Here is a 26,709-nt window from a genome sequence, read left to right as displayed (position 1 = left end):
CGCAAGCGGGAGACGCTGCGGCATTTCCGGCAGTTGGACGGCCCCCAGGCCCGTGACCTGTTCCTGCGTCAGCCGGAGCCGATCGGCGAGGTGCAGGATCGGGAGCTGCTGGCGGTGGCGCTCGGTGCCACCCTGTACGTGCCGGCCACCCGGCCCGATCTCGTCGACACCATCTGCCGGCGCGCCGCTGCCGGGGTGTGCTCGATGGTGATCGACCTGGAGGATGCGGTCGCCGACCACGAGGTCACGCTCGCCAAACAGCACACCGTGCGGGCGCTGGATCGGCTCGCCGATCGTGACGAACCGCATCCGATGCTGTTCGTCCGGGTCCGCGATGCCGCGAGTATCACCGAGATCGTCGACCGGCTGGACCTCGGCGCCGGGCTGTTGACCGGGTTCGTGTTTCCGAAGTTCGACGCCGATACCGGGCCGCGCTACCTGGCCGGGCTGCGGGACGCGACGACCCGGCTCGGCCGGCGCCTCTACGGTATGCCGGTACTGGAGTCGCCGAGTCTGGTGCACCGGCAGACCCGTGCCGATCAGCTCGGCCGGCTGGCCGACCTGCTGGCCGCGCATCGGGAGGCGGTCCTGGCGGTGCGGATCGGCGCCACCGATATGTGCTCGACCTTCGGGATCCGTCGCGACCGCGATCTGACCATCTACGACGTGCGGGTGGTCGCCGACGTGATCGCCGATATCGTCAACTATCTCGGGCGCGCCGACGGCAGCGGTTTCGTGATCACCGGGCCGGTCTGGGAATACTTCGCCGATCACGAACGGATGTTCCGGCCGATGCTGCGCACCGCGCCGTTCGCCGAATCCGATGCGGTGCCGTTCCGGCAGTACCTGGTGAGCCGGGATCTGGACGGTCTGCTGCGCGAGATCACCCTGGACCGGGCCAACGGCATCCAGGGCAAGACGGTGATCCACCCGTCCCACGTCGCGGCCGTGCACGCACTGTCGGTGGTGACGCACGAGGAGTATGCCGACGCACTGCACATCCTGGCCGACGATGTAGGCGGGGTGGCCGCCTCGGAGTACCGCAACAAGATGAACGAGATGCGTCCGCATCGCAGCTGGGCTCGGCAGATCATGCTGCGGGCGCAGGCATTCGGGGTGGCGAACAAAGGAGTGTCGTTCGTGGATCTACTCACCGCGCAGGTGGCGAAATGAGCTGGGTCGCCGACGAGCTGGGCCTACGCCTGCACGACGGACGGGCCCACGGCGCACCGGGGCATACCCGCCGGCCGATGTCGGAGCTGGTGGTACCCGGTTTGCGGCACAACAATCCGCGGCGGGCACATCTGCTGGTGTCCACGGTGCTGGGCAAGCATCTGCCGACCGAACCGGCCCGGGTGATCGGGGCCGGCGACCAGCTGGGTGATCTGGTCGCCGAGGTGCTCGACGGCCACGACGCCGTGGTTTTCGGCTTCGCCGAAACTGCCACCGGCCTGGGCCACTGTGTGGCCGATCGGATCGGGGCCGCCTGCTACCTCCATTCCACCCGCCGGGCCGTGCCGACCGCGCAGACCCTCACCGGCTTCGAGGAGGGGCATTCGCATGCGACCTCGCACCTCCTGCAGCCCGCCCCGGCCGCGATCTTCGTGAACGATCTGCCGCTGGTGCTGGTCGACGACGAGATATCCACCGGGGATACGGCACTGGATGCGGTGCGAGCGCTGCACGCCTTTGCGCCCCGCAGCCACTACGTGCTGGCCTCGCTGGTGGATATGCGCAGCGCCGCCGACCGGGAGAAATTCGTCCGGGCCGCCGCCGAACTCGGGGCGCGGATCGACACCGTATGCCTGGCCGAGGGGTGGACGGCGCTGCCCGACGACCTGGTCGGCGCGGTGCGGGAGCTGCCCGAGCCGGAACTGAATCCGGTGGGCGTGCACCGGGGCCGTAGGGTCCGCACAGTGTTGCCGTGGCCGAACGGGGTGCCCGAGGGCGGTCGGCACGGGGTGTTGCGTTCGGACACCGCCGCATTCGAACAGGCGCTGACCGTGGCCGCCGGGGTGGTGCACGACTTGCTGACCGCGGAGTTCCCGGAACGTCCGGTGATCGTGCTCGGTCACGAAGAACTGATGTATCTGCCGTTGCGGCTGGCGGCCACCCTGTCGGAGTCGGGCGTCGCCACCCGGTTCCAGACGACCACCCGGTCGCCGGCCTATGTCGCGGATCGGCCCGGATATCCGCTGCGGCGCGGGTTCCGCTTCACCGCACCGGAACCCGACGATGCGGCGGCCCGCTACCTGTACAACGCGGCCTGGCCGGAGCCCGGCGCCGCCGAACCGGTGCTGCTGCTGGTGATCGACTCGCCGGCGGATACGGCCGAACTCACCGCACCGGGCGGTGTGGTGGAAACGCTCACCGCCTCCGGCGCGGACGTGCTCATCGCCCTGCTGCCCGAGGCCGATCCGCGCGTGCTGTCCGCCGTCCGCGTCACTGCCGATGGGGGCCCCGGGCTCCCCCGGACCGGCCTCGTCGATCGGCCCGGCCGCGAACACATCGGACCGGATTCCCGGCCGGTGGGTGCGCCCGGCGCCGGAGAATCGGCCGGGCCGATCGGCGACCGGATCGAAGTCCTGCGCGGTGCCGCGGAGCGTCCGGTTGCCTCCCCGGAACCGTCGGCCGGGCCCGCAGCAGGTGCCGTCCGGACTCCGGGAGCGTTCCCGGAACCGTTGCGCGGTCCAGCATTCGGATCCTATGCGCCGGACGAGGTCGCCTGGCTGTTGCAGAATCTGTCCGGGGTTGCCCTGGAGGCGGGGGTCGAGGAACGGGAGCGGCGGATCCAGGCGGGCGTTGCGCACTACGCGGAGTCGCTGCCGATCGAGTATCAGCCGGACGACACCTACCGGGAGCTGTTCGAGAAGGTACTGGCCGACAGCGCCGAACGGCTGGCGCTGGCCGTCGCCACGGTCGCCGAACTGGTGGTGGCGCAACGTGGCCCCGAAGTGGTGCTGGTTTCGCTGGCCCGCGCCGGGACTCCGGTCGGGGTGCTGATGCGCCGGTGGCTCGCGGCCCGCCCGGAGTCGCTCGATGTGCCGCACTATGCGGTGTCGATCGTGCGCGACCGCGGTATCGATGCGACCGCCCTGGATTATCTGGCCCACCATCACGATCCACGCCGGGTGGTGTTCGTGGACGGCTGGACCGGCAAGGGCGCGATCACCCGGGAGCTGGAAGCGGCGCTGGACGCCTATCATGCCGCCGGCGGCGCCCGGTTCGATCCCGACCTGGCCGTCCTCGCCGATCCGGGGCACTGCGTCCGGACCTACGGCACCCGGGACGATTTCCTGATCGCCTCGGCATGCCTGAATTCGACGGTCTCCGGTCTGGTCTCGCGGACGGTGCTCAACGACGAACTGGTCGGTCCCGGTGATTTCCACGGTGCCAAGTTCTATCGGGAGCTGGCCGCCGACGATGTGTCGAACCGGCTGCTGGACACCGTTTCCGCCGCCTTCGACACCATCCGAGACCGAGTGCCCGCAGCGGTAGCGGACCTGCTCGCCGCGGACCGCACCCCGACCTGGTCCGGGTGGGCGTCGGTGGAGAAGGTGCGGGCCGACTACGGCATCTCGCGGGTGAATTTCGTGAAACCAGGGGTCGGCGAAACCACCCGGGTGCTGTTGCGCCGGGTGCCGTGGCGGGTCCTGGTCCGGGAAGCGGAGGCACCGGAGCACGCCCATATCCGGCTGCTGGCGCAGGCCCGGAACGTGCCGGTGGAAGTGGTGCCGGACCTGGCCTATTCCTGTATGGGACTGATCAAGGACGTAGTGAAATGACGCTGGTCGCGACCGACCTGGACCGCACGATGATCTACTCCCGGGCTGCCTTCGGCGCGGTGCCCGAGCCCGAGGTCGTCTGCGTCGAACACTACGAGGGCGCACCGCTGTCGTTCATGACCGCCGGCGCAGTGCAGCAGCTGACGGAATTGTCCGCACAGGTGGTGGTGCTGCCGACCACCACCCGGACGATCGAGCAGTTCCGACGGATCCGGTTGCCCGGTGCGCCGTGGCGGTATGCGATCACCAGCAACGGCGGCAACATCCTGGTCGACGGAGCGCCGGACCCGGCCTGGCGGGCCGCGATCGACGCGCAGGTGGCCGCAGGTGGCGCCACTCTCGACGAGGTGCGAACCGAACTGGCCGCCCGGATCGACGACAGCTGGGTGCGCAAGTTCCGGACCGCCGACGACCTGTTCTGCTACCTGGTCGTATACCCGGATGCGGTGCCGGACGGATTCCTCGCCGAATGGGACACCTGGTGCCGCACCCGTGGGTGGTCGGCATCGCGGCAGGGACGCAAGATCTACACGATGCCCGATGCGGTGTGCAAGAGCCGGGCGGTGGCCGAGGTGCGCAATCGGCTGGTCGGTGCCGGAGCGCTCGATAGGCAGGCCCGCCTGCTGGCCGCGGGCGACGGGGCCCTGGACGCGCCGATGCTGGCCGCCGCCGATGCGGCGATCCGGCCACGGCACGGCGAGCTGGAGGAACTGGACTGGTCCGCACCCGGCCTGTCGGTCACCGAGGCGGCCGGTATCCGGGCGGCCGAGGAGATCCTGGCCTGGTTCGCGGCCGATACCCGGCCAGGCGTCGCGGCGCGCGCCTGAGCCTCGGAGGGCGGAAGGGTCCCGCGGTGCCGGGCACTGCTCGGTGGCACTACCGGACCGGACGGATCGCCGGTATCGATCGTTGTCGTGCCTTGCTTGGTCGGAATGCTCTCACCTGGGATGATCGGCAGGTATCGCATCGATCTGGTCCGACCGACCACCGGGAGGAGCTGCGATGGCTACGCGACCACAGGTCACGCGACGGCTACGCGGATCGGCCGCCGTTCTGGCAGCCGCGGCGCTGAGCCTCGCCGGTTGCGGTGGTGACTCCGCGGACCCGGAACCGCCTCCGGTACCGCCGCCGCTGACTCAGGCGTCGAAAATGGAGCTGTGCGGGATGCTGAAAGGCCAGGTCGGCACCTGGAAGGCGATCGGACCGAATGTCGCCCGCGTCGGTTTCGACGGCATCATGAGCCTGTGGGTGCTCCGCGACGGCGCCGCCCGCACCGCGGTCGCCCACGACCCCGATGTGGTCGACACCGTCACGGTGGCCAATTGCCCGGAATGGCGGGTGGAGGTCCTCGCCACGCTCGACGCCCACGACTTCTCCGACGTGATGATCGGGTTCTGAACGCACCTACTGGTGGCCGCTGAGCTGCTGGCCGATCACGCCGTGCAGGCGTTGCAGGCCGCCGACGCTGATACCGCTCTGGAGCTGGCCTTCGATATTGCGGACGGTGGCGATATCGCTGATCACTTTCTCGCTGGACTGGATCAGGACGGTGCCGGCGCCGGTGAAGTCGAACTGGCGTTCCTCACCGGAGTTGACGCCGAAACGGGCGGCGCCGGCGGCCAGGAAGCCGTTGATCCAGCCCTGGTCGTAGTGGTGGCTGGGGGAGGGGCAGTCGGCCCAGCCGACCAGGGCCTCCGGGTCGACGCGCAGTGGCGGTTCGGCGAAGATCACCGGGCCGTTGGACGAGGCGATGAACTTGCCGGTGCCGATCAGGGTGAGGAAACCGGGCACGATCGACTGTTTGAGGGCCAGGCCGGGCTCGAAGGCCAGCAGGTTGCCCGCCCGGATGGTGAGATTGCCGTCGTCGAGGTCGTAGGAGTTGATGTCGTAGCCGCGGTCGCCGATCACCAGCTTGCCGTGGCCCTGCGCGACGACGTAGTCGCCGGCGAACAGCGGTGCCGAGAACTGGCTGGACACCATATGCATCAGCTGGCCCTGCGCGCTGTGGGTGAGCAGCTCGAACTCGATCTGCCCGTAGTAGGCGATCATCGCGCCCTTGCGCATGAACCAGGGCCCGGTCAGGTCGATGCAGAAGGCGTACTTGTTGTCGGGGATGTTGTCGCTGTCGCCGAGATTCGTGGGGTCGAGGATCCGGTCCATGGTCACAATTTCTCCTCGGAGGCCTGCACGTAGACGACACCCTGCCCGTGGCAGTGCAGCTGCATGGCTTCACCGCCGCCGCGGCCGACGGCATCGCGCCAGCTCATCGCCGATTTCAGCTCGGTCTGCACATTGCCGTAGGAGGCGATGAACGCCTGCGGGTCGACGAAGATCGGCGCGGGCCCACCGACCGGGAGCTCCGCCACCCCGCCGTGCGCCAGCAGCACCGCAGAGCCCTGTCCGGACAGCTGGGTGGTGGACATGCCCTGGCCGGTCGCCATGCCCGCCGCGGCGCCGCGCAGGGCACCCATCAGGCCGCCTCCACCGCCCCCGCCGGCCGCCGCCACCGACACCACCGAAGCCTGCAGTCCTGCGGTGTGGCCGAGCAGCCGGGAGGCCTCCACTTGCAGCGCGGCGCCGGGTTGCATCTGGACCACGTGCAGTTCCAGGCCCGCGAAGCCGTAGTGCACCGTGCCGTTGCCCTGCGCCAGCATGGTGTGCTCGTGTTCACCGGACATCATCTGCCCGGCCATCCGCAGCAGCCCGCCGGCGCCACTCCCGGCGCCGGGGATCCGGTGCGGCGCGAAGGTGACGGGGCCCTGGTAGAAGAGCATGCTGCCGCGCCGGGCGACCACACCGCCGGCCTGCCCGACATCGACCTTGACGACCTTGCTGTTGACCTTCTCGAACATCGTTGTAGTCCTAGCGCTCGGCCGGTTGGATCGACACCACGCCGTGGCCGTCCCAGCGCAGTGAGAACGCCTCGCCACTGCCCTGCCCGACGGCGTCGCGCCAGGACACCCCGGTGACGAACGACTGGTTCAGGTTGCCGCGGGCGGCGACGAACGCATCCGGGTCGACCACCAGCGGAAACTGCGGGGTGACGCCCAGATGGATCAGCGGCCCGCCCGCCGAGAGCAGCGCGACCTGGCCCTGCCCGGTGACGGTGGTGGTGAACAGGCCGTTCCCGCCGGCCATCCCGCCCACCCCGGCGAATCGCACATCGGTGCGGAGGTTGCCGGCGAAGGCGAGCAGCTGCTGCGATTCCACCTGCAGCGTCTCGTTGTTCAGGGTGACGACCGAGGTCTCCTGACCGTTGACGGCCAGCAGCACCCGCCCCTGCCCGGTGCACTCCATCAGGGACAAGCTCTCCCCGGTGGCGCGGCGTTTGAGTCCGGCCAGTACTCCGTCGCCGCCGCCGAATCCGGCCGATTTGAACTGCACGGCGCCCTCGTAGGCGACCATCGAGCCGGTGAGGGCACGGAACCCACCGCCGTCGAGCCGGGCTTCCACCACCTTCGACGAATGCTGGAACAGTTGTGTCATCGAACTGCCGCCACACGCTTCTTCCGGGGACATACGGACCTCGGCCACCCTAACCGATCTCGGCGAGCCGGTCGCGGTCACCGGACTCGACCGCCGGTTTCTCGTAGAGTGGCAGGTGACTGCACCGACAAGCGAAGGGTCCGATCTTGTCCGCAACTCTTGCGAAGGGCCAGAACGGCCCACTTGCCGTCGACGAAGTGGTGGTGAGCGTCCAGCTCACGGCGCCTGCGGATCTGTCCGCATTGCTGGTGACCGGGCAGGGCAAGGTCCGAACGGATGCCGACTTCGTCTTCTACAACCAGCCGAGCGGCCCCGGTGTCGAGTTGCGTCCCGGGCCGCCCGGACAGGCGGCCGCACTGGTGATTTCGCCCGCCGCGGTGCCTGCCGATATCGAGCAGATTCGGGCCGTGATCACCCTCGACGATGCGAACGCCACGTTCGGCCGGTTCGCCGCGCCGACGGCGATCGTTTCCGACGGTACGGGAAATCCGCTGTACGAGTACCGGATCGACGGACTGGACAGCGAGTCCATCGTGATCGCGCTGGAGGTGTACCGCCGGCAGGGGGCCTGGAAGGTGCGCGCGGTCGGCCAGGGTTATGCGGGCGGGTTCGCCGCACTGGTCACCGACCACGGTGTGCAGGTCGACGATGCACCGGCCGCACAACCGGCAGCTCCGGCCCCGCCGCCGGTGGATACGCGGCCCGCCCCCGCACCGAACTACGCGCCCACCGCGCCGGCGGCCGGCGGATATCCGGCGCCCGGTGCGCCGATGTCCGGTCCCGGCGCCCCGCCGCCCCCGGGCGCCGGTGCCCCACCGCCGCCCGGTATGCCGGGTGGTCCGGGGATGCCGCCGCCGCCCGGGATGGCCCCCGCGCCGGGGATGGCGCCGCCACCCGGAATGGCTCCTGCCCCGGGGATGGCACCGCCGCCCGGTGCACCCGGGCCCGGCAGCGCACCGGTACCGCCTGCGCCGCAGCGTGGTTCGGAGATCAGCCTGAGCAAGGACCGGCCGCTCAGCCTGCAGAAGGGGCAGCGGGTCAGCCTCCGCAAAGAGGAGGGCGATGCGCTGTCCTTCGTGAAGATGGGCCTCGGCTGGGATCCGGTTCGGCAGCGCGGCATGTTCGGCAGCCGGGTGGTCGATATCGATCTGGACGCCTCGGTGTGCATCTTCGCCGATACCAACCTGGTCGATGTCGCCTACTACGGTCAGCTGTCGTCCAAGGACGGTTCGGTGCGGCACCAGGGTGACAACCTGACCGGAGAGGGGGAGGGCGACGACGAGGTGATCCTGGTCGACCTCACCCGGGTCCCGGCGCATGTCACGGCGCTGCTGTTCATCGTCACCTCCTACAAGGGGCACACCTTCGAACAGGTACAGAACGCCTTCTGCCGGCTCATCGACGGCAACGGCAATGCCGAGCTGGCCCGCTACACCCTGGCCGGTGGCATGCCGTTCACCGCGATGGCGATGGCGAAGGTGTACCGGGAGAACGGTGAATGGAAGATGCAGGCCCTGGGTGAAGGCTTCCACGCCAAGCATCCGGGCGAGGCAGTGCCGCAGCTGGGACGGTTCCTGGTCGGATAGTCGTGAAAGAGTTGCAGGCCGGCCAGAACACGGGGCCGGTCGCCGATCTCGTCTCGTTCTCGGCCACCGGGGCAGCATCGTTGTCGCTCGCCGCCCTGGTGGTGGATGAGGGGTTGCAGGCGGGCGGCCCGGCGGATCTCGTCGTCGCGGAACGTCCGGTGGCGCCCGGGCTCCGGCACATCGGTGGCGGTATCGAGGTGCAGTTGTCCCGGGTCCGTCCCACTGCGCAAGCGGTGCTCCTGGTGGCCTGCGGGCCTGCCGGCGGGCTGGGCCAGGTCGTCGGCCTGCTCGACGGGGGCGATTCCGCGACCGTCCGGTTCGGCTGCACCCCGACTGCGGGTGAATCCGCGCTGATCTGCCTGGAGCTGTACCGCCGCAACGGATCCTGGAAGGTGCGCGCGCTCGGCCAGGGGTATGCGGGTGGCCTGACAGAACTGTTGTCCGCGCACGGTCTCCGCCCCGATGCGGTGCCCTCCCGACCCGGTGTCCGGCCACCCGGCAGGGCGATTCCGGAGGCACGTGGACCGGCCGGCGCGGGCGGCTCCGGAACCGGTGCCCCGGGGTCGGCCGGCCTCGGATCAGACGGCTCCACAATGGGGCGGCCCACCGCCGGTGGCTCGGGAGCGGGTGCTGCGGACTCGGCCGTCACTGAGAACGTTGCCCCGCGAACGGGTGGTCGCGGGGCGGCGCGTCCAGGACCCGATCGTCCGGGGACGGCTGGTTCGGGAGCGGAATCGGCTGACGCACAGCACCGGTCGACCGGGCCGGGAGGCGCGGGAGCCGTTCCGGGCCGGCCGGGGGACCCGGCGGCGGGGGCGCCGCTCGAGGTACCGCACGGGTTGCAGCGGATGTGGATGGTGTTCGAAGACGCTGCCCGGTCCGCGGCAGCGCTGGTCTCCGCACGTAACTACGCGACGATGCGACTGGATCAGGAGCTGTCCGAGGCCGTTTCGGACCCGGCCCGGCGCAACACCCCCGCTGCCGATGCAGCCCGCGCCACCGCGCAACGCCGCTACGACGAGCTGATGCAGACCGCGCAGGACCGCTTCCGAAGCGACAGCGAGCAATTGGGCAGTGAGCTCACCGAGGCGGAACTGAATATCCCGGCCGCGCTGGCGAGCTGGGACGCCCCGGCCTGGGACGGGCCACGGTCACCGAGCGACGGCATCCGGATCGGGCAGCTGTACGCCACCGAGCGCGGCGCCCTGCGGATCCCGTACTGCGTACCGGCACCGCTGAACCGGCCGCTGTGGATCGACACCGAATCCAGCGCCGCGGTGGCGCCCGTGGTGGGCGCCCTGTTGGTACGGCTGCTGGCGGCCACCCCGCAGCATCGGTCCGCCGTCGACCTGATCGACCTCACCGGTGCGTTCACCGACCTCACCGAACTGCTCGGGCCCGCGCTGGCGGCGCCGGTGGTCACCGACCACACCGAGATCCGGGGCCGGATCGAACAGCTCGCACACGAGGCCGAACTCGCCGAGATGGCATATCAGAGCGGCGGTTTCCTGCCGCCGCAACAACACCGGGTGCTGGTGGTCGCGGATCTGCCGCACGGCTATCAGGAGACCGACATCCTGCGGCTCGGCAGCCTCATGGTGCGTGCCGAGCTGATCGGACTGTCCCTGGTGTTCGTCGGCAGCGCCCCCGCCGAGTTCGGTGAGACGCCGCTGATCATGCTCGCCCGCAACTGCCGGGTGCTGCCCACCGCAGGTGACGCCGCGCTGCTGGATCCGTGGACCGAGAGTCCTTGGAACCTGCAGCTGGACATGCTGCCGGCGCGGCCGAATCGGCAGACCCGGCACCTCGGCGTCGGCTGACCGGCGTCAGCTGTGCACCGGGCCCGGGCGCGGCCGCAGCCACCCGGGCAGCCAGGCCAGCAGCGGGTCCGGGGCCCGGTCCAGGATGCCACCGGCCGGGTCGTCGGCACCGTCGCGGCGAACGAGGTCCTCGCAGGGATGCAGGATCTGGCGCACGATCAGGGCGCATAGGACCAGCACCGCGAGATCGCGCAGCACCACGGTGGCGGTGAACCACTGTTCGGGCAGGCCGGTGCTGTTGTCGCCGGAGTGCAGGTAGTAGAACATCCGCGGTACCCAGACAAGCGCGTCGATGGTCATCCAGGCCAGCAGGATCCGGCGATGCGGCAGGGCCAGCACGGCCAGCGGAACCAGCCACAGTGAATACTGCGGGCTCCACACCTTGTTCGTCAGCAGGAAGGCCGCCACCACCAGAAAACACAGCTGCACCAGTCGGGGCCGCCGGGGCGCGGTCAAGGCCAGGTAGGCGATCCCCAGACAGGCGGCCAGGAACAGCAACAGCGATACCAGGTTCAGGACACTCGGCGGTTGTCCGTGTGCCAGCTCGCCGTCGAAACCCGCCCATCCGGTGAACGACGACACCACGTTGTAGATGGAATCCGGGTCGGCATGCCGGCTGGTGTTCAGCCGGAAGAACTCCCGCCACCCCGCCGGGTACAGCGCTGCGATCGGCAGATTGACCAGCAACCAGGCCACACCGGCCGCACCGGTGGCCACCAGCCCGGCCCCCAGCGGGCGCTGCGAAAGCTGCCGGATCCGCTCGGGAGTCTCGCGCATCCAGGTGGTCAGCGAAGCCATATCGTCGATATCGCGGAGTCGTGTTCCGGTATGTCCGGCGGGGCGGCGCTGCATCGGGTCGGCCCGTAGGCACAGCACCAGAATCGGGCCGAGCAGCAGCAACGGATACAGCTTCGTCGCACCCCCGATGCCGAGCAGGACACCGGCCAGTACCGGCCGGCGCCGGGCCCAGGCCAGCAGCCCACCGGCCGCGAAGGCAGTCGCCAGCGCATCGAAATTGGTGAAAGCGTGCACGATCACCAACGGAGAACAGGCGGCCAGCGCAACGTCCCACACCCGATGCCCGGCCAGGCGGGACGACGCCCAGATCGTCACCAGCCAGGCCATCGCCAGACCGACTGCCACCACATTGAAGTAGACGGCCACCGGCAACGCACCGGGCAACGGCAGGGCCCGCCAGGCCGCCGCCACCTGCGCCGCCGCATATTGGTACAGGCCGGCCACCACCGGATACTCCATGTACCGGACCTCGCTGGTGCCGTCCGGTCGCTGCTCCACCCAATACTTCTTGTACGGGAACGCGCCCTCGTTCAGCCGCTCGGCGCCGTACAGTGGAACCGTATCGGAGTAGCACAGCGCCACGTACTGTCGGCTGTCACTCCAATCCAGCGCCATCCGGCCGTCGCCGTTCGGTGCCTGCTGGATACAACCCGCCTTGGTGGCCCAGCCCAGCGCCAGGAAGATCACGGTGAAGGCCAGCAGCACCCGCAGCGGAGTCCAGAACCGGGTCCGCCCGATCAGCGCATGCTCCCCGACCGGACCACCGATCACCGTCGACAACTGCGCCGTCAGCGAATCGTTCCGGCTCGGCAGATCCCGGTCGTCCGCCGACCGCAGATCCGGCGTCACCGGAGCCGGCGCCACCCGATCCGCGCCGACCGGGTGCGTTGGCAACGTCCATCGGTCGGCTAGGTGGGGTTCGCTCACGGTTTCCGAGATTACTGTGTGGCACGGTCGCGGCTTCGCAGCTCCGCGCGGGGGCGCATCGCGGCAGTAATCGTATCGGCTGTGCCCGATGCCACGGGCATACCCGATCGGTCCCCGCTACTCTGGTTCACGTGCGAATTCAACGGCAGGTGGTCGACTATGCGCTGCGGCGCAAGTCGCTGCTGGCCGACGTCTATGCGGGGCGGGTGGGTGTCGCCGAGGTGTGCGACGCCAATCCCTACCTGCTGCGGGCGGCCAAATTCCACGGCAGGGGCAGTGACGTCACCTGTCCGATCTGCCGGAAAGAACAGTTGACGCTCGTCTCGTGGGTGTACGGCGAAGGCCTGGGTCCGATCGCCGGTTCGGCGCGTGCTCCGGAGGAACTGATCCGGCTGGCGGAGACCCGCGAGGAGTTCACGGTTCACGTGGTGGAGGTCTGCCGGACCTGTAGCTGGAATCATCTGGTGCAGTCGTATGTGCTGGGTTCGGTTCCGGCCCGCCCGCGCCGTCGCACGAGTTCCCGGGCACGGCGGTCTGCCGCCGAGTGACGCGTACCACCGAGCGTGCACCGTTCCCACCGGGCCACCGGTGCGGACACATCGCGGATGCCCCCAACGAGTTATGGAGATCTGGTCAGTGAACTCGCCTCACGAGACTTCCCCCTACGGCGACGAGCCGCACGGCGACCGCACTCAGCGCAGCTCACAACCCGGTCTTCCTCCCCGCTCGGGCGCGAACCCGGGCCCCGGCGGCCCCCCGCCCGGGCGCCGGATGCCGCCGCCCGGCGCCCCGCGACCCGGCGGTCCGGCCGGGCCACCACCGGGACGCGGCACCGGCGCACCACCCGGCGGTCGCGGTCCGGGCATCCCACCGCCGCCCGGACGTGGCCCGGGCGGTCCGCCGCCCGGTCGGCCGAATCCCCCCGGCATGCCGCCCGGTGGCCGGGGTCCGGGACCGGGTGGACGTGGCCCCGGCGGCCCGCCACCCGGCGGTATGCCGCCGCGCCGGCCCGGTGCGGGCGCCCCCGGCCCGGCCGACCGTGGTCCCGGCGGCGCCCCGGGTAACCCGTCGGAACCGACGGTGCGCTCCAATACTCCCGGTGCGCCGGGCAGCACCCGCAAGATCGAACGCCCGGCCGGGGCGGGTACCCGGCCCGGCGCCGGCCGGGCCGGTGGTACCGGCCCGGCCGCAGGTCCTCGCCGCGGTGGTGCCGGTGGCGGCACCACGCCGCCCGGCCCGCCGAACCGCCGCGACGGCGGTGGCAGCGGCGGTGGTGACGGCTCCGACGAAGGTGACTCCGTGTCCAAGAAGTTCCCGTGGCGCACCGTGCGCCGCACCCTGTACGTCTTGACCGCACTGGCGATCATCGTGCCCAGCGCGATCTTCATGGTCGCCTATTCCACCGTGTCGATTCCGCGGCCCGGCGATATGCAGACCAGTCAGGTCTCCACCATCTACGCCTCGGACGGCAGCAGTGTGCTGAGCAAGGTCGTCCCACCGGAGGGTAACCGCACCGAGGTCACGCTGGACCAGATCCCGCCGCATGTCCGCAACGCGGTGACCGCGGCCGAGGACCGGGACTTCTACACCAACCCCGGATTCTCCATTTCCGGTTTCGCGCGCGCGGCGCGTGACAACCTGCTGGGCAAGGAGAGCGCCGGCGGTGGCTCGACCATCACCCAGCAGTACGTGAAGAACACCATGGTCGGCAACGAGCGCTCACTGCAGCGCAAGCTCAAGGAGCTGGTCATCTCCGCGAAGATGGCCAAGCAGTGGAGCAAGGACGACATCCTCGTCGCCTACCTCAACACCATCTACTTCGGGCGCGGCGCCTACGGCATCGACGCGGCCGCCAAGGCCTACTTCGGCAAACCGGTGCAGGACCTGTCCGTGGCCGAGGGCGCGGTACTCGCCGCCACCATCCAGCTGCCGTCCGCACTGGATCCGGAGAAGAACCCGGAGGGTGCGCAGGCGCGGTGGAACTACGTGCTCGACGGCATGGTCACCGAGGGCGACCTGGACGCCGCCGAACGGGAGGGCATGCAGTACCCGCAGGTGGTTCCGGCGGCGTCGCTGAACGACAGCGAATCCGACGACGGCCCGGCGGGGCTGATCAAGTCGAAGGTGCTCGAGGAGATCGCCGAGGCCGGTATCAGCGAACAGCAGCTCAACACCGCCGGTCTGGAGATCACCACCACCATCGACCCGCAGGCGCAGGACGCCGCCGTGCAGGCCGCCCGGTCGAACATGGAGGGCGAGCCGGAGAATCTGCGCACCGCCGTGGTCTCGATCGATCCGCGCACCGGTGCGGTCCGCGCCTACTACGGTGGTGAGACCGGGCACGGGTACGACTTCGCCAACGCGGGCCTGATGCCCGGTTCGGCGTTCAAGTCGATCGCGCTGGCTGCCAATCTCGACCTGGGCATTCCGCTGTCGCAGATGTACGACAGCTCGCCGCTGAAGATCCACGGCATCGAGATCACCAACGTGGCCGGCGAATCGTGTGGCAAGTGCACCATCGCCGAGGCCCTCAAGCGTTCGCTGAACACCAGTTTCTACCGCATGGAGCTGGATATGCAGAACGGCCCGCAGAAGATCGCCGATATGGGTCACCGGCTGGGTATCCCGAAGTCCATCCCGGGTGTCGAGCACACCCTCGCCGAACCGGACGGCTCGCCGCCGAACAACGGCATCGTCCTGGGGCAGTATCAGACCCGGCCGTTGGATATGGCCTCCGCGTACGCCACGCTGGCGGCTTCCGGCGTCTACCACAAGCCGCACTTCGTGCAGCGGGTCGTGACGTCCGACGGTCAGGTACTGCTCGACCGCGGTGAGGTACCCGGCGAGCAGCGGGTCGACGAGGCAGTCGCGGACAACGTCACCGATGCCATGCTGCCGATTGCGGCGTACTCGAACAATCATCAGCTGGCCGGTGGGCGACCGTCCGCGAGCAAGACCGGCACCGCGCAGCTCGGTGACACCGGCATGAACCGCGACGCCTGGATGGTCGGCTACACCCCGTCGCTGTCCACCGCGGTATGGGTCGGTACCGAACAGGGTGATCCGCTGCTCAACTACGGCGGCGCCAGCATCTACGGTTCCATGCTGCCCTCGGACATCTGGAAGGACACCATGGACGGGGCCCTGCAAGGCACCCCGGTGGAGTCCTTCCCGGACCCGGGCCCGATCGACGGCCAGGCCGGCGTTCCCGAGTGGACCGCCCCGTACACCCCACCGGAGAGCACCGCCCCGGCTCCCATCGTTCCGCCGGTGGTGATCGAACCGCGTGAGGTGGAGATTCTGCCCGGCGTCACCATCCCGATCCCCGGTGTGCAGCAGCGCCCGCAGCCGCAGCAACCGCAGCAGCCGCAGCCCGCTCCCGACGACCCCGGCCCGCTCCCCGGCCAGCCGGTCGACCCCGGCGACGGCTCCGACCCGTCCACCGGTGGCGGTGACGGCGATTCGGGTGGCGGTAACGGCAACTCCGGCGGGGGCAACGGAAACTCCGGCAACGGCAACAGCGGAGACGGCATCTACGGCGGCAACGGCCCTGGCGGGGGCGGCTACCCGGGCAGTGACAACAGCTACTACAACTACAACGAATAGAACGACCACCGCCGACCGGAACCCACCGGTCGGCGGTTTTTCTTGCGGCAGGTGTCCCCCGGCAGAGCCGTCGCACCCCGAGTGCCCACCAGGCGCCGGTGCGGTATCGAGAACTCCGGATAGCCGACATTCGTCATCTGATGTATCGGTCCGATATAATCGGTAATCGCATCCATCGGTTAGGTCTGTACGACAGTCAGGGGGTGAAGCCCGAATGCTCGAGTTGGCGATTCTCGGGCTGCTCCTCGAGACGCCCATGCACGGCTACGAACTGCGCAAGCGGTTGACCGGCCTGCTGGGGGCGTTTCGGGCCTTCTCCTACGGTTCGCTCTACCCGACGCTGCGCCGCATGCAGAGCGACGGGTTGATCGCCGAGGAGATACCCGAGGGCACGACGGCGCGCCGCGCCCGCCGTGTCTACCGCCTGACCCCGGCAGGCCGGGAACGGTTCGGCGAGCTGCTCGCCGACACCGGGCCGCAGAACTACACCGATGACGGCTTCGGCGTCCACCTCGCCTTCTTCAGCCGCACCCCCGCCGAGGCGCGGATGCGGATTCTGGAAGGCCGGCGGCGTCAGGTCGAAGAGCGCCGAGAGGGGCTTCGGGAGGCGATCAAGAAGGCGAGTGGCTCGCTGGATCGATACACCCGCCAGCTCCACCAGCTCGGATTGGAATCAAGCGAGCGCGAAGTGCGCTGGCTCAACGAGTTGATTGCGGCGGAGCAATCGACGAAGGCGGCACCACAGAAAGAGGGAAGAATCGGCCATGAGTGAAGTCAACAAGGCTGAGGCCGGCGAGGTTCGCGTCGCCATCGTGGGTGTGGGCAACTGCGCGTCCTCGCTGGTCCAGGGCGTGGAGTACTACAAGGACGCCGAGGACACCGCGACCGTACCCGGTCTCATGCACGTCAAGTTCGGCTCCTACCACGTGCGCGACGTGAAGTTCGTGGCCGCATTCGACGTGGACGCCAAGAAGGTGGGCTTCGACCTGGCCGAGGCGATCAACGCCAGCGAGAACAACACGATCAAGATCGCCGACGTGCCGCCGACCGGCGTCACCGTGCAGCGCGGCCCGACTCTGGACGGCATCGGCAAGTACTACGCGCAGACCATCGAGGTCTCCGAGGCCGAGCCGGTCGATGTCGTGCAGGCGCTGAAGGATGCGCAGGTCGATGTGCTGGTCTCCTATCTGCCGGTGGGTTCGGAAGAGGCCGACAAGTTCTACGCCCAGTGCGCCATCGACGCGGGCGTCGCCTTCGTCAACGCGCTGCCGGTGTTCATCGCCTCCGATCCGGAGTGGGCGCAGAAGTTCGTCGACGCCGGTGTCCCGATCGTCGGTGACGACATCAAGAGCCAGGTCGGCGCGACCATCACGCACCGGGTGATGGCGAAGCTGTTCGAGGACCGTGGCGTCGTGCTGGACCGCACCTACCAGCTCAATGTCGGCGGCAACATGGACTTCAAGAACATGCTCGAGCGGGAGCGGCTGGAGTCGAAGAAGGTCTCCAAGACCCAGGCCGTCACGTCCAACCTGGAGGGACCGCTGTCCGGCAAGGTGCACGACCGCAATGTGCACATCGGACCGTCCGACTACGTCGAATGGCTCGACGACCGCAAGTGGGCCTACGTCCGCCTGGAGGGCCGCGCCTTCGGTGACGTGCCGCTGAACCTGGAGTACAAGCTCGAGGTGTGGGATTCGCCGAACTCGGCCGGCATCATCATCGACGCGGTGCGTGCCGCGAAGATCGCCAAGGACCGCGGCATCGGCGGCCCGGTCATCCCGGCCTCCGCCTACCTGATGAAGTCGCCCCCGAAGCAGCTGGCCGACGACGTCGCCCGCGCCCAGCTGGAGGAATTCATCATCGGCGCCGAGTAGGCGCGAAACCGATACCGCTGCGCCGACCGGTGACAACCGGTCGGCGCAGCGGTATTACCGCCCTCGGTAGCCGCCTTTTCGCCGGCCCACCTCGACAACGAGTATCACCAGTACGCCGTTGTCGATTCGGTAGGCGACCCGGTATCTGCCGACACGGAGTCGGTAGAGGTCGTCGTGGCCGGACAGCTCCTTCACATCGAGCCCGGGTGCGTACGGGTCGTCGCCCAGTGCGGTCAGGGCGGTGAGGATGCGCATCGCGTCGTGACGTTCGAGGGCGCGCAGCTCACGGCGTGCCGATTGCAGAAACCTGAACCGGTATTTCACCGGGATTCGTCTTCGAACAAGTCGGCCAGGACCTCGCTCATTCCGGAGGTCGGCTCGTCGGCTGCCAACCTGGCCCGGGCTTCCCGGGCCAGCAGCTCGTCTTCGGCGGCGTCGAATGTTTCCACTACCGACAGGGGAACCAGCGCGGCAGCGGGCACGCCGTCACGGAGGATGACTACCTGTTCGCCGGACTCGGCTTCCCGGACATGCGCCGCCAGGTTTGCGCGCAGCTCACGGATGCTGATCTCGGACACAGGTCGAGTGTACACGACATTGTGTACACCGGGCCCGGATGATCAATCCAGCGAGACGTAGACCTCGACCGAGGTGGGGCCGGTGTAGCGCTCCAGTTCGGCGGTGTGGGAGCGGGTGATCCGGCCGGCGCTCTCGGCCTTGTTCACCTGGGCCCAGGCGGTGCGGAGCAGGTCGTACGGTTTGTCGCTCACCACGAAGCGGGCGTACCGGCCGGCCGGCACCCGGGTCAGGACGTCGCCGGGGTCGACCTCGTCCAGGCCGGACACCTCGTAGCCGAGCACGGCGACCGCATGGTCGTTCTGCCCGATATAGGCCGCGGCGCGGGGCACCTTCTTCTCCCGGGCCAGATAGCGGTCCCAGGTGAAGTTCACCAGGTCCAGATCACGCGCGGTCACCTCGCGGCCGGCCAGCGGCACCGTCAGACCGGCGACCAGGCCGTCGGCCAGGGTGACGATTTCGAAATCCACTTCGCCACTCACTCCTGTTCCCCCTGCGGGTCGGCGAGCCCCACGAAGACCTCCACCGTATTCGGGTCCGGGTACTGCTCGTAGTCGCCGGTGTAGGACCGCACCAGCCGGCCCGCGGCCTCGGCGTCCCAGATCTGCCGCCACAGGCCGACGATGGTGTCGCCCATATCCTCGCCACCGGCCACGAAACGGGCATAGCGGCCGGCCGGCACCCGGCCCAGCACATCGCCGGGCAGCAGATCGTCCAGGGACGTGCAGTAGTAGCCGACGAGATGCGTCAGGTACGAGTTGATCTCCGGCGCGTAGTCGACATAGGCGGTCCCCATCGGACCGGGTAATTCGCGCTGCTTCGTGTAGTCCCAGGCCGCCGCCACCTTGGCCCGGCGCGGCCCCTCGACCGCTAGCGCCGGACTGCGGAGCACCAACCCCGCCACCAGCATCTCGGGACGGTCAACGACATCGAATTCCACCTGCGTAGCCCCTATGTCTCGTCTCGTCGTCGCTCGCGTGCCATCCTCCCGCATCGACGCAACCGCCGGTGCGGCGGCCCGGCCCCCGCATGCCGGTCTGCGTCGTGCTCGGCCCGGTTGCGGCCGGGTGGATTCGCACGTCTCGACACGATGTTGCCATGTCCCGGCGACAGTGTGTTCCTGCCGGGCCGATCCGTGACCACGGAAGGTGCCTCACCGGCCGCTGAGCCCGGGAAACAGTTCGGTGTCCGGCGGCGCGGGCGGGAAGTCGATCACCGGTGGCGGCGCGTCGGTATCGCCACCGGACGGATCCAGGATGTCGTATCCGCGGCCGCCGGGTGGACCCGGATCGATCGCGATGGGTTCGCCCGCCTCGGTCGAGAACTCTTCCACGGGGCTGCCGGCCAGGGCACCGTCCATGGTGTCCTTCCAGATGTCCGCGGGCAGGCCCGCCCCGTAGATCAGCGCGCCACCGGCGGTGCGCAACGGTTCGCTGTTCGCGGTGCCCACCCATACCGCGGTCGACAGCGACGGTGTGTAGCCGACCATCCACGCGTCCTTGTTCTCACCGGTCTCGCCGAGCTGGGTGGTCCCGGTCTTGGCGGCCGACGGACGGCCCCCGGCCAGCCCGTGGCCGTTGGAGTAGTTCGCGATCGGCAGCATCGCCCGGGTGGTGTTGTTCGCGATATAGGGCTGGATCCGCTGTTGCCCGGGCGGCGGCTGCCGGCCCACCGGGTGTTCCGGATCGCTGCGGTCCAGCAGCACCCGGCCGTCTCCGGTGGTCACCCGCTGCACGAAATAGGGCCGGTGGTACATCCCGGCGGCGGCCAGCGTCGCATACGCCGAGGCCATATCGATCGGGCGCACAAGGTACTGACCGAGCACGATCCCGTTCAACGGCGGATCGCCCTGTTCGGTCAGCGTCTCCCCGGTGACGCCCGGGATGAATTCCGGGATCCCGGCGTCGTGTGCCGCGGCCGCGATGGCGCGCGGACCGTCGGCCATCGACATGGTGAGACGATAGAAACTGGTGTTCAGCGAGCGTTTCAGCGCCTCCGCCATCGAACAGGTGCCGCACGATTCGCCGTGCACATTGGTGATGGTGGTGCCGCGGTCGGTCACCGGGGAACTGTCCAGCTGCCGGTGCACCGAGATGCCCTGCTGCTGGGCCGCCACCATCGCGAACACCTTGAACGCCGAACCGGTCTGCAACGGTGCCTGCGCGAAGTCGTAGCCGACGCCGTCGGCGCCGCCGTAGTAGGCCCGTACCGCACCCGAGCGCGGATCGACGGATACCACCGCCGCCCGCAGCTGCCCCGGCTGGATGCCCAGCCGGTTCTCGACGGCGGCGCGGGCGGCCTCCTGGGCACGCGGGTCGATCGTGGTGGTGATCTGCAGCGCGCCGGTATTCAATGTGTGCTCGTCGATACCGGCCGCCGTCAGCTCCTGGATCACCTGGGTCCGGATCAGTCCCTCCGGTCCGGGCGCGGCCACGTGCCGGGGCACCTGGTCGAGCGGGACGATCGCCGGGAACTCCAGCTCCGCTCGTTCCCCGGGGGCGAGCACCGTCATCTCGACCATGCCGTCGAGAACATATCGCCAGCGGGCCTGCAGCTGGGAAAGGTGTGCTTCCGGTGTCAGCAGCGACGGGGTGCGGACCACCGCCGCCAGCACCGCACCCTCGGCCAGGGTCAGCTCCGGAACCGGTTTGGCGAAATATGCCTGAGCCGCCGCGGCTATGCCGTAGGCGCCGCGACCGTAGAAGATGGTGTTCAGATACGCCTCGAGGATGTCGTCCTTGCTCCATTCCCGGGCCATCTTGGCCGCGATCACCAGCTCGCGGACCTTGCGGGTGAGGGTGCGGTCGGAACTGAGGAACGCGTTCTTCACGTACTGCTGGGTGATCGTCGAACCGCCGCCGGCGTCGTCGTGGCCCAGCAAGTTGTCCCGGGCGGCGCGCAGGAAGCCGGTGATCGAGAACCCGGGATTGGTGTAGAAGTCCCGGTCCTCGGCCGCGAGCACGGCATTGCGCACCGATACCGGCACGTCGGACAGCGGGACGGGCTGCCGATTGCCTTCCGGCGGGATGATGGTGGCGAGTACCGAACCGTCCGCGGCCAGGACCGTCGCCGGCTGTTGCACCGCGACCTGTGCCGGCTCGGGAATCTCCGAACTCCAATACAGGCCGACCAGCAGCAGCGCGGGAACGCCGACGAAGATGATGAACAGCGCCAGGATCAGCCGGCGGATTCGCTGTCCGCGGGTGCGTGGTGGCGGGGCGCCGTCGCCGAGCCGGGCGGCCTGGGCCCGCCGCGCCGCGCCCTTCTCCGGCCCGGCCGGTTCCAGTTGCGCCGCGAACGAGGCGAACGGAACCCCCGCATCGTTGCCCCGCGGGAGCCCTCGCCGGCCCTTCGAGACCACGATCATCTCCTTCCGGAGCGCCGGGGGACGTCAGCTACGCAGCACAAGAAAACCTTACCCGCCCGGGGGTTCCGGACGCAGGTATCGGCAGGTGTGTCGGGTCAGCTCTTGACGCCGCCGGCGGTCAACCCGGAGATGATCCGCCGCTGGAACAGCAGGACCATGATCACCAGCGGGACGGTGACGATGGTGCCGGCCGCCATGATCGCCGCATACGGCTGGACCAGTGGGTCGTTTCCGGAGAACCGGGCGATCGCCACCGTCACCGGCTCGGTGGCATCGCTGGACAGCAGCCGGGCGAGCAGATACTCGTTGACCGCCGCGATGAAGGCCAGGATCGCCGTAGTGAACACCGCGGGCGCCGCCAGCGGCAGCATCACCAGCCGGAACGCCTGGAACTTGCTGGCACCGTCGATCCGGGCCGCCTCCTCCAGCTCCCACGGCAACTCGGCGAAGAACGAGGCCAGGATGTACACCGTCATCGGCAGCACGAACGAGATGTTCGGGATGATCATCGCCTGGTACTCGCCGATCCAGCCCAGATCGGTGAACAGCTGGAACAGCGGCGTCACCAGCACCACGACCGGGAACATCGAGGCGCTCAGGATCAGTGCGGCCACCACATACTTGCCGCGGAAGGACATCCGGGCCAGCGCGTACGCGGCCAGAACGCCCAGCACCAGCGCGACCGCCGTGGTGGCGGTGCCGATGATCACGCTGTTCAACAGGGCCCGGCCGAAGTCGTTACCGCGGGTGGTGTCGAACGCGTTGCGGAAGTTCTCCAGCGTCAGGTGGGTGGGCCACGGAGTGTTGTCGAACGTGTAGTCCGGGTCCCGGAAGGCGACCACGGTCATCCAGTAGAACGGTCCGAGGCCCCACACCAGCACGATCAGCACGCCCAGGTACAGGCGTGCGGTGCCGAGCCGCTTGCGCAGCGTCGGCGCCTGCGCATCCACGGGGCGGTCCGGCGCCGCGGGCTTGTCCATCGTCGGGGTCGTGCTCACTGCGCCCTCCGCTGTTCTTCCTGGGTGCGCACCGCATTTGCGCCCAGCACCTTGACCAGCAGGAACGCGATGGCGAAGACGATCAAGAAGGTGATCGTGGACAGGGCGGCAGCGCTGTTGGGGCCCTGCCGGACCTGCTCGACCACCAGGATCGACAGTGTCTGGGTGGACGGATTGCCCAGCGTCATGATCGCCGGAAGGTCGTACATCCGCAGTGCGTCCATCGTCCGGAACAGCACCGCGACCAGTAGCGCCGGTTTGATCAGCGGCAGCGTGATGTGCACGAACCGCTGCCAGGCCGAGGCGCCGTCGACCTTCGCGGCCTCGTAGGTCTGCGACGGGATCACCTGCAGGCCGGCCAGCAGCAGCAGCGCCATGAACGGCGTGGTCTTCCAGACATCGGCAGCGATCACCGCGAACCGGGCCGGCCATTCGTCCGAAGTCCACAGGATGCTGGTGCCGAGTACCCGGTTCACCACCCCGTCGTACTGGAACATGAATTCCCAGAGCCGGGCGGTGACCGCGGTCGGGATCGCCCACGGGATCAGTACGGCGGCGCGCAGCAACGCCCGGCCCCGGAACGTCTTGCCCATCACCATCGCCATGCCGAGGCCGAGTACCACCTCGAGCGAGACCGTCACCACGGTGAAGAACAGGGTGATCCCGACGGCCGACCAGAACTGCGAACCGAGGGTGCCGGTCGGGCACGGCACGGTGCCGGACATGTTGGTGCACTGCTGCAGCAGCCAGTGCGTGTAGTTCGACAGCCCGGCACTACCGCCCTCGACGAACATGCCGGTGGCCGGATCCAGCCCGGCGTCCTTCTGGAACGACATCCAGAGGGCCTGGAACACCGGATAGCCGATGACCACCGCCAGGGCGACCAGCACCGGCGCGACGAACAGCCACGGTTTACCGGATCGGAGGACACCGGCCGCCGGCCCGCGGGGGGCCGGCGGCATCGGGGTGATTTCGTCCGTGCTCGACGAGGGACCCGACACCTTTTCTTGCTTCCTGCTGATGATCGTCACGAACCGGAACCGGCTGCCTCGATGCCCTTCTGCATGTCGACGATCGCCTCGTCGACGGACTTGGTGCCGTTGAGCGCGTTGTAGGCGTTGTCCTGGATGGCCTTGGTGACGGCGTTGTAGAACGGGGTGACCGGGCGCGGCACCGCACCGGCGATCGACTCCTTCAGTGCCGGCAGGTACGGCATCTGGGCGATCAGCGCCGGATCGTCGTACATCGAGGCCCGCACCGACGGGAACGCCCCGGCCGCCACGATCTGCTGGGCTTCCTCGCTGACCAGGAAGCGGAGGAAGTCCCGGGCCGTGGCCTTGTTCTCGGAGAAGGCGCTGATGGCCGCGTTGTAGCCGCCCAGGGTGGAGGCGCCGACGCCGTCCTTGCCCGGCAACGGTGCGACGCCGAACTTGTCCTTGACCTCGGAGTTCTCCGAACCGGCCTCGGCGTAGAAGTACGGCCAGTTGCGCAGGAACAGCAGGTCGCCGTTGCGGAACGCGTTGCCGCTCTCCGGCTCCTTGAAGGTGATCGCCTCCGCCGGGATGTCACCGTTCTGGTAGGCGTCGACCAGGACCTGCAGGCCCTCGCGGGACTCCGGGCTGTCCACCGTCGGGGTCTGGCCGTCGGCGCCGACGAAGCTGCCGCCGTAGGCGTTGATCACCTCGGAGGTGTTCACCGTCAGGCCCTCGTACGGGGCCAGCTGACCGGCATAGCAGCCGATGTCGTTCTCGCGGGCCACCTGGCACTGGCCGAGCATCTCGTCCCAGGTCTTCGGCGGCTCCGGCACCAGGTCCGTGCGGTAGTACAGCAGGCCGCCGTTGGTGTTGAGCGGCGCTGCGTACAGGGTGTTGTTGTAGGTGGCGCTGGCCACGGTCGGTGACAGCAGCGGCGCCGTGTCGATGCCGAACTCGTCGGTGAGCGGCTGGATCCAGCCCTTGGCGGCGAACTCGGCGGTCCACGGGACATCGAGTGCGACCACGTCGTACCCCGCCTGCTGGGAGCGGAAGTGCTCGACCAGGTCGTCGTGCTGCTGGCTCGCGTCGTTCGACTGCTCCTTGAAGGTGACCTGCTCGTCCGGGTGCGCGGCATTCCACCGGTCGATCAGCTGCTCCACGACCCCGGTCTCGCTGACGTCCTTGCCCTGGACATAGGTGATCGGCCCACGGCCGTCGAGGTTCTCACCGATCGCGTTGCCGGCGTCGCCGTCACTGTTGCACGCGCTCGCGAACGTGACGGTCAACAGCGCCGCCGAGGCAGCGACCAGCGTCGCTCGGGGAACAAGCTTCAAGGCCATCGCAGACACTCCAGGGTCGAGACGTGAGCAGCAGCACACCGAGATGGTGCACAAGGGAAGATACATGGTGATCATGGGACGCGCCCGATCGTGCTGCCGTTTCGGCCGTCGACACCGGTCGCGGCGGCCGGGCGTGGTATAGCGGTCGGTGCCGTGTCGTAGCCTCGCCGTGTGACGACCTCGCCCGCTTCGGAACGGATGCTGACCCGGATCGGTGGGCTGTTGCGCCAGGCCGAGTCCACCGACAACGAACACGAGGCCGAGACCTTCCTGGCGGCGGCGCAGCGATTGGCCACCAAATCGTCCATCGATCTCGCGGTCGCCCGCTCGCATATCGCCCGTCGGGAGCGGCGGGCCACCCCGGTGCAGCGGGTGATCCCGATCGGCGCACCGGGTAAGAAGGGGCTGCGGACCTACGTGCAGCTGTTCGTGGCGATCGCCGCGGCCAACGAGGTGCGCTGCGATGTCGCCCGCACCTCCACCGAGGTGTACGCCTACGGGTTCGCCGCCGATATCGACACCTGCGAGGCGTTGTACGCGAGCCTGCTCGTGCAGATGGTGCGGGCCGCCGAACGGTACCTCGAATCCGGCGCCTACCGGGAGGCCACCGTGACGAAGGTGGTGACCGAGCGTCGGTTCGGCCGGACCGTGCGCCGCCGGGTGCCTGCCCCGGTGGCGAAGGTGACCGCGCGGCTCAATTTCCAGCTGGCCTTCGCGGCGCGCGTGGGTGCCCGCCTCGCGGAGGTGCGCGCCGAAGTCGTCACCGAGGAGACCGCCGGGACCTACGCCGCCGGATCCGCCGCCGGCACCGCCCTGGCGCTGCGGGACAAGGACCTGGCCCTCACCGACTTCTATACCCGCACCTCGCGGGCACGCGGCACTTGGCGCGGCCCGGCCGCTTCGACCGCGCACGCTCCCGCAGCCCGTCGGGCCGGCGACCGGGCCGGCCGGGCGGCTCGCCTGGGGCCCTCCACCGAGCTGTCCGCACCACGTGGCGAGTTGCGGTGAGCGGTGGGTGCCGCACGGGATACCCAGCGCGCCCGGGTATACGACGCCGAACAGTTGGTGCGCGGTGCCTTCGATCGGGCGCAGGAGTTCGGTAACCGGACCGTCGATGTGCACGGTTCGCAGCTGACGCTGCCGGTGGAGCGCCGGTTCGCCTCGGTGGCATCGGTACAGGACTACGCCGACCGCGTGCTGGCACTGAATTGGGTGCGGGAGCAGTGGCCGCGAGCCGCCGAACCGGTGCGAGTGCGCTCCCGGGCGGGTGCCGCGGCCGCGCACTACGAGCGGGCCGGTGCGGTGCTCGCTGTCCCGCTGCACACCGGCTCGACGGCCTGGGCACTGCGGGAGCTGGTGGTGCTGCACGAACTCGCTCATCACCTGGCACCGGACGCTGCGCCGCCCGCGCACGGTCCGGAATTCTGCAGCCGCTACATCGACCTGGTGGACGGCGTGATCGGCCCGGAAGCGGCGCTGTTGTTGCGCTCGACGATGCTGGGCTGCGGGGTGCGGCTGGGCCGACCGCCCGGTCGGCGATGAATGTGCGGCGCGGGGACCGTCTCGACAGAT

At 69.2% G+C, this 26,709-nt stretch carries 24 protein-coding genes; 12 read left to right on the top strand and 12 right to left on the bottom strand.

Annotated elements, in window-relative coordinates; translation table 11 throughout:
• Positions 1–15 precede the first annotated feature (15 nt).
• From AC1HFH_RS00805 to AC1HFH_RS00790, 4 genes are all read left to right on the top strand, one after another.
• Complete coding sequence (locus tag AC1HFH_RS00805; RefSeq protein WP_480247996.1) at positions 16–1,173, top strand: HpcH/HpaI aldolase/citrate lyase family protein; 1,158 nt, start codon at positions 16–18, stop codon at positions 1,171–1,173.
• Positions 1,170–3,785, top strand: a complete 2,616-nt coding sequence (locus AC1HFH_RS00800; protein ID WP_480245505.1) for a phosphoribosyltransferase — start codon at positions 1,170–1,172, stop codon at positions 3,783–3,785. Before AC1HFH_RS00805 ends, AC1HFH_RS00800 begins: the two co-directional genes overlap by 4 nt.
• Positions 3,782–4,612 (top strand): HAD family hydrolase, encoded by an 831-nt coding sequence (locus AC1HFH_RS00795; RefSeq protein ID WP_480245504.1) that lies wholly within the window; start codon positions 3,782–3,784, stop codon positions 4,610–4,612. Before AC1HFH_RS00800 ends, AC1HFH_RS00795 begins: the two co-directional genes overlap by 4 nt.
• 175 nt (positions 4,613–4,787) lie before the next feature.
• The gene (locus tag AC1HFH_RS00790) at positions 4,788–5,183 is read left to right on the top strand and encodes a hypothetical protein (protein WP_480245503.1); all 396 of its coding nucleotides are present in this window, start codon (positions 4,788–4,790) and stop codon (positions 5,181–5,183) included.
• A gap of 6 nt (positions 5,184–5,189) precedes the next feature.
• On the opposite strand, the gene AC1HFH_RS00785 is transcribed toward AC1HFH_RS00790, so the two are convergent.
• Genes AC1HFH_RS00785 through AC1HFH_RS00775 form a run of 3 tightly spaced genes read right to left on the bottom strand, consistent with a single transcriptional unit; the run spans position 5,190 to position 7,271 of the window.
• Positions 5,190–5,945 (bottom strand): AIM24 family protein, encoded by a 756-nt coding sequence (locus AC1HFH_RS00785; RefSeq protein WP_480247995.1) that lies wholly within the window; start codon positions 5,943–5,945, stop codon positions 5,190–5,192.
• A gap of 2 nt (positions 5,946–5,947) precedes the next feature.
• Positions 5,948–6,637 carry an AIM24 family protein gene (locus tag AC1HFH_RS00780; protein WP_480245502.1) on the bottom strand — a complete coding sequence of 230 codons (690 nt, stop codon included), beginning with the start codon at positions 6,635–6,637 and terminating at the stop codon, positions 5,948–5,950.
• A gap of 10 nt (positions 6,638–6,647) precedes the next feature.
• Positions 6,648–7,271: an AIM24 family protein gene (locus AC1HFH_RS00775; RefSeq protein ID WP_480245501.1), complete on the bottom strand. Its 624-nt coding sequence runs from the start codon at positions 7,269–7,271 to the stop codon at positions 6,648–6,650.
• Between the two features lie 146 nt (positions 7,272–7,417).
• Here AC1HFH_RS00775 and AC1HFH_RS00770 point away from each other — a divergent pair, with 146 nt between their 5' ends.
• Complete coding sequence (locus tag AC1HFH_RS00770) at positions 7,418–8,857, top strand: TerD family protein (RefSeq protein WP_480245500.1); 1,440 nt, start codon at positions 7,418–7,420, stop codon at positions 8,855–8,857.
• A 2-nt stretch (positions 8,858–8,859) separates the two neighbouring features.
• Complete coding sequence (locus tag AC1HFH_RS00765) at positions 8,860–10,677, top strand: TerD family protein (RefSeq protein ID WP_480245499.1); 1,818 nt, start codon at positions 8,860–8,862, stop codon at positions 10,675–10,677.
• 6 nt (positions 10,678–10,683) lie between these two features.
• Here AC1HFH_RS00765 and AC1HFH_RS00760 read toward each other — a convergent pair whose 3' ends face one another.
• Positions 10,684–12,369, bottom strand: coding sequence for a glycosyltransferase family 87 protein (locus AC1HFH_RS00760; RefSeq protein ID WP_480245498.1), 1,686 nt, complete (start codon positions 12,367–12,369; stop codon positions 10,684–10,686).
• 164 nt (positions 12,370–12,533) lie between these two features.
• Here AC1HFH_RS00760 and AC1HFH_RS00755 point away from each other — a divergent pair, with 164 nt between their 5' ends.
• The 4 genes from AC1HFH_RS00755 to AC1HFH_RS00740 all read left to right on the top strand — a co-directional run bounded on the left by AC1HFH_RS00755 (position 12,534) and on the right by AC1HFH_RS00740 (position 17,882).
• On the top strand, positions 12,534–12,950 hold the full coding sequence (locus tag AC1HFH_RS00755; RefSeq protein WP_480245497.1) for a DUF5318 domain-containing protein: 417 nt from the start codon (positions 12,534–12,536) through the stop codon (positions 12,948–12,950).
• A 532-nt stretch (positions 12,951–13,482) separates the two neighbouring features.
• Positions 13,483–16,008 (top strand): transglycosylase domain-containing protein, encoded by a 2,526-nt coding sequence (locus AC1HFH_RS00750; protein WP_480245496.1) that lies wholly within the window; start codon positions 13,483–13,485, stop codon positions 16,006–16,008.
• A gap of 214 nt (positions 16,009–16,222) precedes the next feature.
• Positions 16,223–16,780: a PadR family transcriptional regulator gene (locus tag AC1HFH_RS00745; RefSeq protein WP_480245495.1), complete on the top strand. Its 558-nt coding sequence runs from the start codon at positions 16,223–16,225 to the stop codon at positions 16,778–16,780.
• On the top strand, positions 16,773–17,882 hold the full coding sequence (locus AC1HFH_RS00740; protein ID WP_480245494.1) for an inositol-3-phosphate synthase: 1,110 nt from the start codon (positions 16,773–16,775) through the stop codon (positions 17,880–17,882). Before AC1HFH_RS00745 ends, AC1HFH_RS00740 begins: the two co-directional genes overlap by 8 nt.
• A 54-nt stretch (positions 17,883–17,936) precedes the next feature.
• On the opposite strand, the gene AC1HFH_RS00735 is transcribed toward AC1HFH_RS00740, so the two are convergent.
• From AC1HFH_RS00735 to AC1HFH_RS00700, 8 genes are all read right to left on the bottom strand, one after another.
• Positions 17,937–18,206, bottom strand: coding sequence for a type II toxin-antitoxin system RelE family toxin (locus tag AC1HFH_RS00735; RefSeq protein WP_480245493.1), 270 nt, complete (start codon positions 18,204–18,206; stop codon positions 17,937–17,939).
• Positions 18,203–18,460, bottom strand: a complete 258-nt coding sequence (locus tag AC1HFH_RS00730; protein WP_480245492.1) for a type II toxin-antitoxin system Phd/YefM family antitoxin — start codon at positions 18,458–18,460, stop codon at positions 18,203–18,205. The genes AC1HFH_RS00735 and AC1HFH_RS00730 overlap by 4 nt, the downstream gene beginning before the upstream one ends.
• A gap of 42 nt (positions 18,461–18,502) precedes the next feature.
• A complete protein-coding gene (locus AC1HFH_RS00725) occupies positions 18,503–18,940 on the bottom strand; it encodes a GyrI-like domain-containing protein (RefSeq protein ID WP_480245491.1) in 438 nt (145 codons plus the stop codon).
• Complete coding sequence (locus AC1HFH_RS00720; protein ID WP_480245490.1) at positions 18,937–19,398, bottom strand: GyrI-like domain-containing protein; 462 nt, start codon at positions 19,396–19,398, stop codon at positions 18,937–18,939. Before AC1HFH_RS00720 ends, AC1HFH_RS00725 begins: the two co-directional genes overlap by 4 nt.
• A gap of 213 nt (positions 19,399–19,611) precedes the next feature.
• The gene (locus AC1HFH_RS00715; RefSeq protein ID WP_480245489.1) at positions 19,612–21,825 is read right to left on the bottom strand and encodes a transglycosylase domain-containing protein; all 2,214 of its coding nucleotides are present in this window, start codon (positions 21,823–21,825) and stop codon (positions 19,612–19,614) included.
• Between the two features lie 95 nt (positions 21,826–21,920).
• On the bottom strand, positions 21,921–22,805 hold the full coding sequence (locus AC1HFH_RS00710) for a carbohydrate ABC transporter permease (protein WP_480247994.1): 885 nt from the start codon (positions 22,803–22,805) through the stop codon (positions 21,921–21,923).
• A gap of 14 nt (positions 22,806–22,819) precedes the next feature.
• Positions 22,820–23,785 carry a carbohydrate ABC transporter permease gene (locus AC1HFH_RS00705; protein WP_480245488.1) on the bottom strand — a complete coding sequence of 322 codons (966 nt, stop codon included), beginning with the start codon at positions 23,783–23,785 and terminating at the stop codon, positions 22,820–22,822.
• Positions 23,786–23,850: 65 nt separating this feature from the next.
• The gene (locus AC1HFH_RS00700) at positions 23,851–25,137 is read right to left on the bottom strand and encodes an ABC transporter substrate-binding protein (RefSeq protein ID WP_480245487.1); all 1,287 of its coding nucleotides are present in this window, start codon (positions 25,135–25,137) and stop codon (positions 23,851–23,853) included.
• Between the two features lie 198 nt (positions 25,138–25,335).
• On the opposite strand from AC1HFH_RS00700, the gene AC1HFH_RS00695 reads away from it, so the two are divergent.
• Together AC1HFH_RS00695 and AC1HFH_RS00690 are read left to right on the top strand one after the other, a co-directional pair.
• Positions 25,336–26,145: a DUF2786 domain-containing protein gene (locus AC1HFH_RS00695; protein WP_480247993.1), complete on the top strand. Its 810-nt coding sequence runs from the start codon at positions 25,336–25,338 to the stop codon at positions 26,143–26,145.
• Between the two features lie 3 nt (positions 26,146–26,148).
• Positions 26,149–26,679: a TIGR04338 family metallohydrolase gene (locus tag AC1HFH_RS00690; protein ID WP_480245486.1), complete on the top strand. Its 531-nt coding sequence runs from the start codon at positions 26,149–26,151 to the stop codon at positions 26,677–26,679.
• Positions 26,680–26,709 lie beyond the last annotated feature (30 nt).

This window comes from Nocardia sp. KT25-26, from assembly GCF_056627695.1.
The sequence above is the reverse complement of the archived record's forward strand: the minus strand, read 5'-3'. Positions and strand labels throughout refer to the sequence as shown.

Coding starts and splice junctions, on each gene's coding strand:
- AC1HFH_RS00800 (WP_480245505.1), top strand. CDS start 1,170: ATGAGCTGGGTCGCCGACGAGCTGGGCCTACGCCTGCACGACGGACGG.
- AC1HFH_RS00795 (WP_480245504.1), top strand. CDS start 3,782: ATGACGCTGGTCGCGACCGACCTGGACCGCACGATGATCTACTCCCGG.
- AC1HFH_RS00790 (WP_480245503.1), top strand. CDS start 4,788: ATGGCTACGCGACCACAGGTCACGCGACGGCTACGCGGATCGGCCGCC.
- AC1HFH_RS00785 (WP_480247995.1), bottom strand. CDS start 5,945: ATGGACCGGATCCTCGACCCCACGAATCTCGGCGACAGCGACAACATC.
- AC1HFH_RS00780 (WP_480245502.1), bottom strand. CDS start 6,637: ATGTTCGAGAAGGTCAACAGCAAGGTCGTCAAGGTCGATGTCGGGCAG.
- AC1HFH_RS00775 (WP_480245501.1), bottom strand. CDS start 7,271: ATGACACAACTGTTCCAGCATTCGTCGAAGGTGGTGGAAGCCCGGCTC.
- AC1HFH_RS00745 (WP_480245495.1), top strand. CDS start 16,223: ATGCTCGAGTTGGCGATTCTCGGGCTGCTCCTCGAGACGCCCATGCAC.
- AC1HFH_RS00740 (WP_480245494.1), top strand. CDS start 16,773: ATGAGTGAAGTCAACAAGGCTGAGGCCGGCGAGGTTCGCGTCGCCATC.
- AC1HFH_RS00715 (WP_480245489.1), bottom strand. CDS start 21,825: ATGATCGTGGTCTCGAAGGGCCGGCGAGGGCTCCCGCGGGGCAACGAT.
- AC1HFH_RS00710 (WP_480247994.1), bottom strand. CDS start 22,805: ATGGACAAGCCCGCGGCGCCGGACCGCCCCGTGGATGCGCAGGCGCCG.
- AC1HFH_RS00705 (WP_480245488.1), bottom strand. CDS start 23,785: ATGCCGCCGGCCCCCCGCGGGCCGGCGGCCGGTGTCCTCCGATCCGGT.
- AC1HFH_RS00700 (WP_480245487.1), bottom strand. CDS start 25,137: ATGGCCTTGAAGCTTGTTCCCCGAGCGACGCTGGTCGCTGCCTCGGCG.
- AC1HFH_RS00695 (WP_480247993.1), top strand. CDS start 25,336: ATGCTGACCCGGATCGGTGGGCTGTTGCGCCAGGCCGAGTCCACCGAC.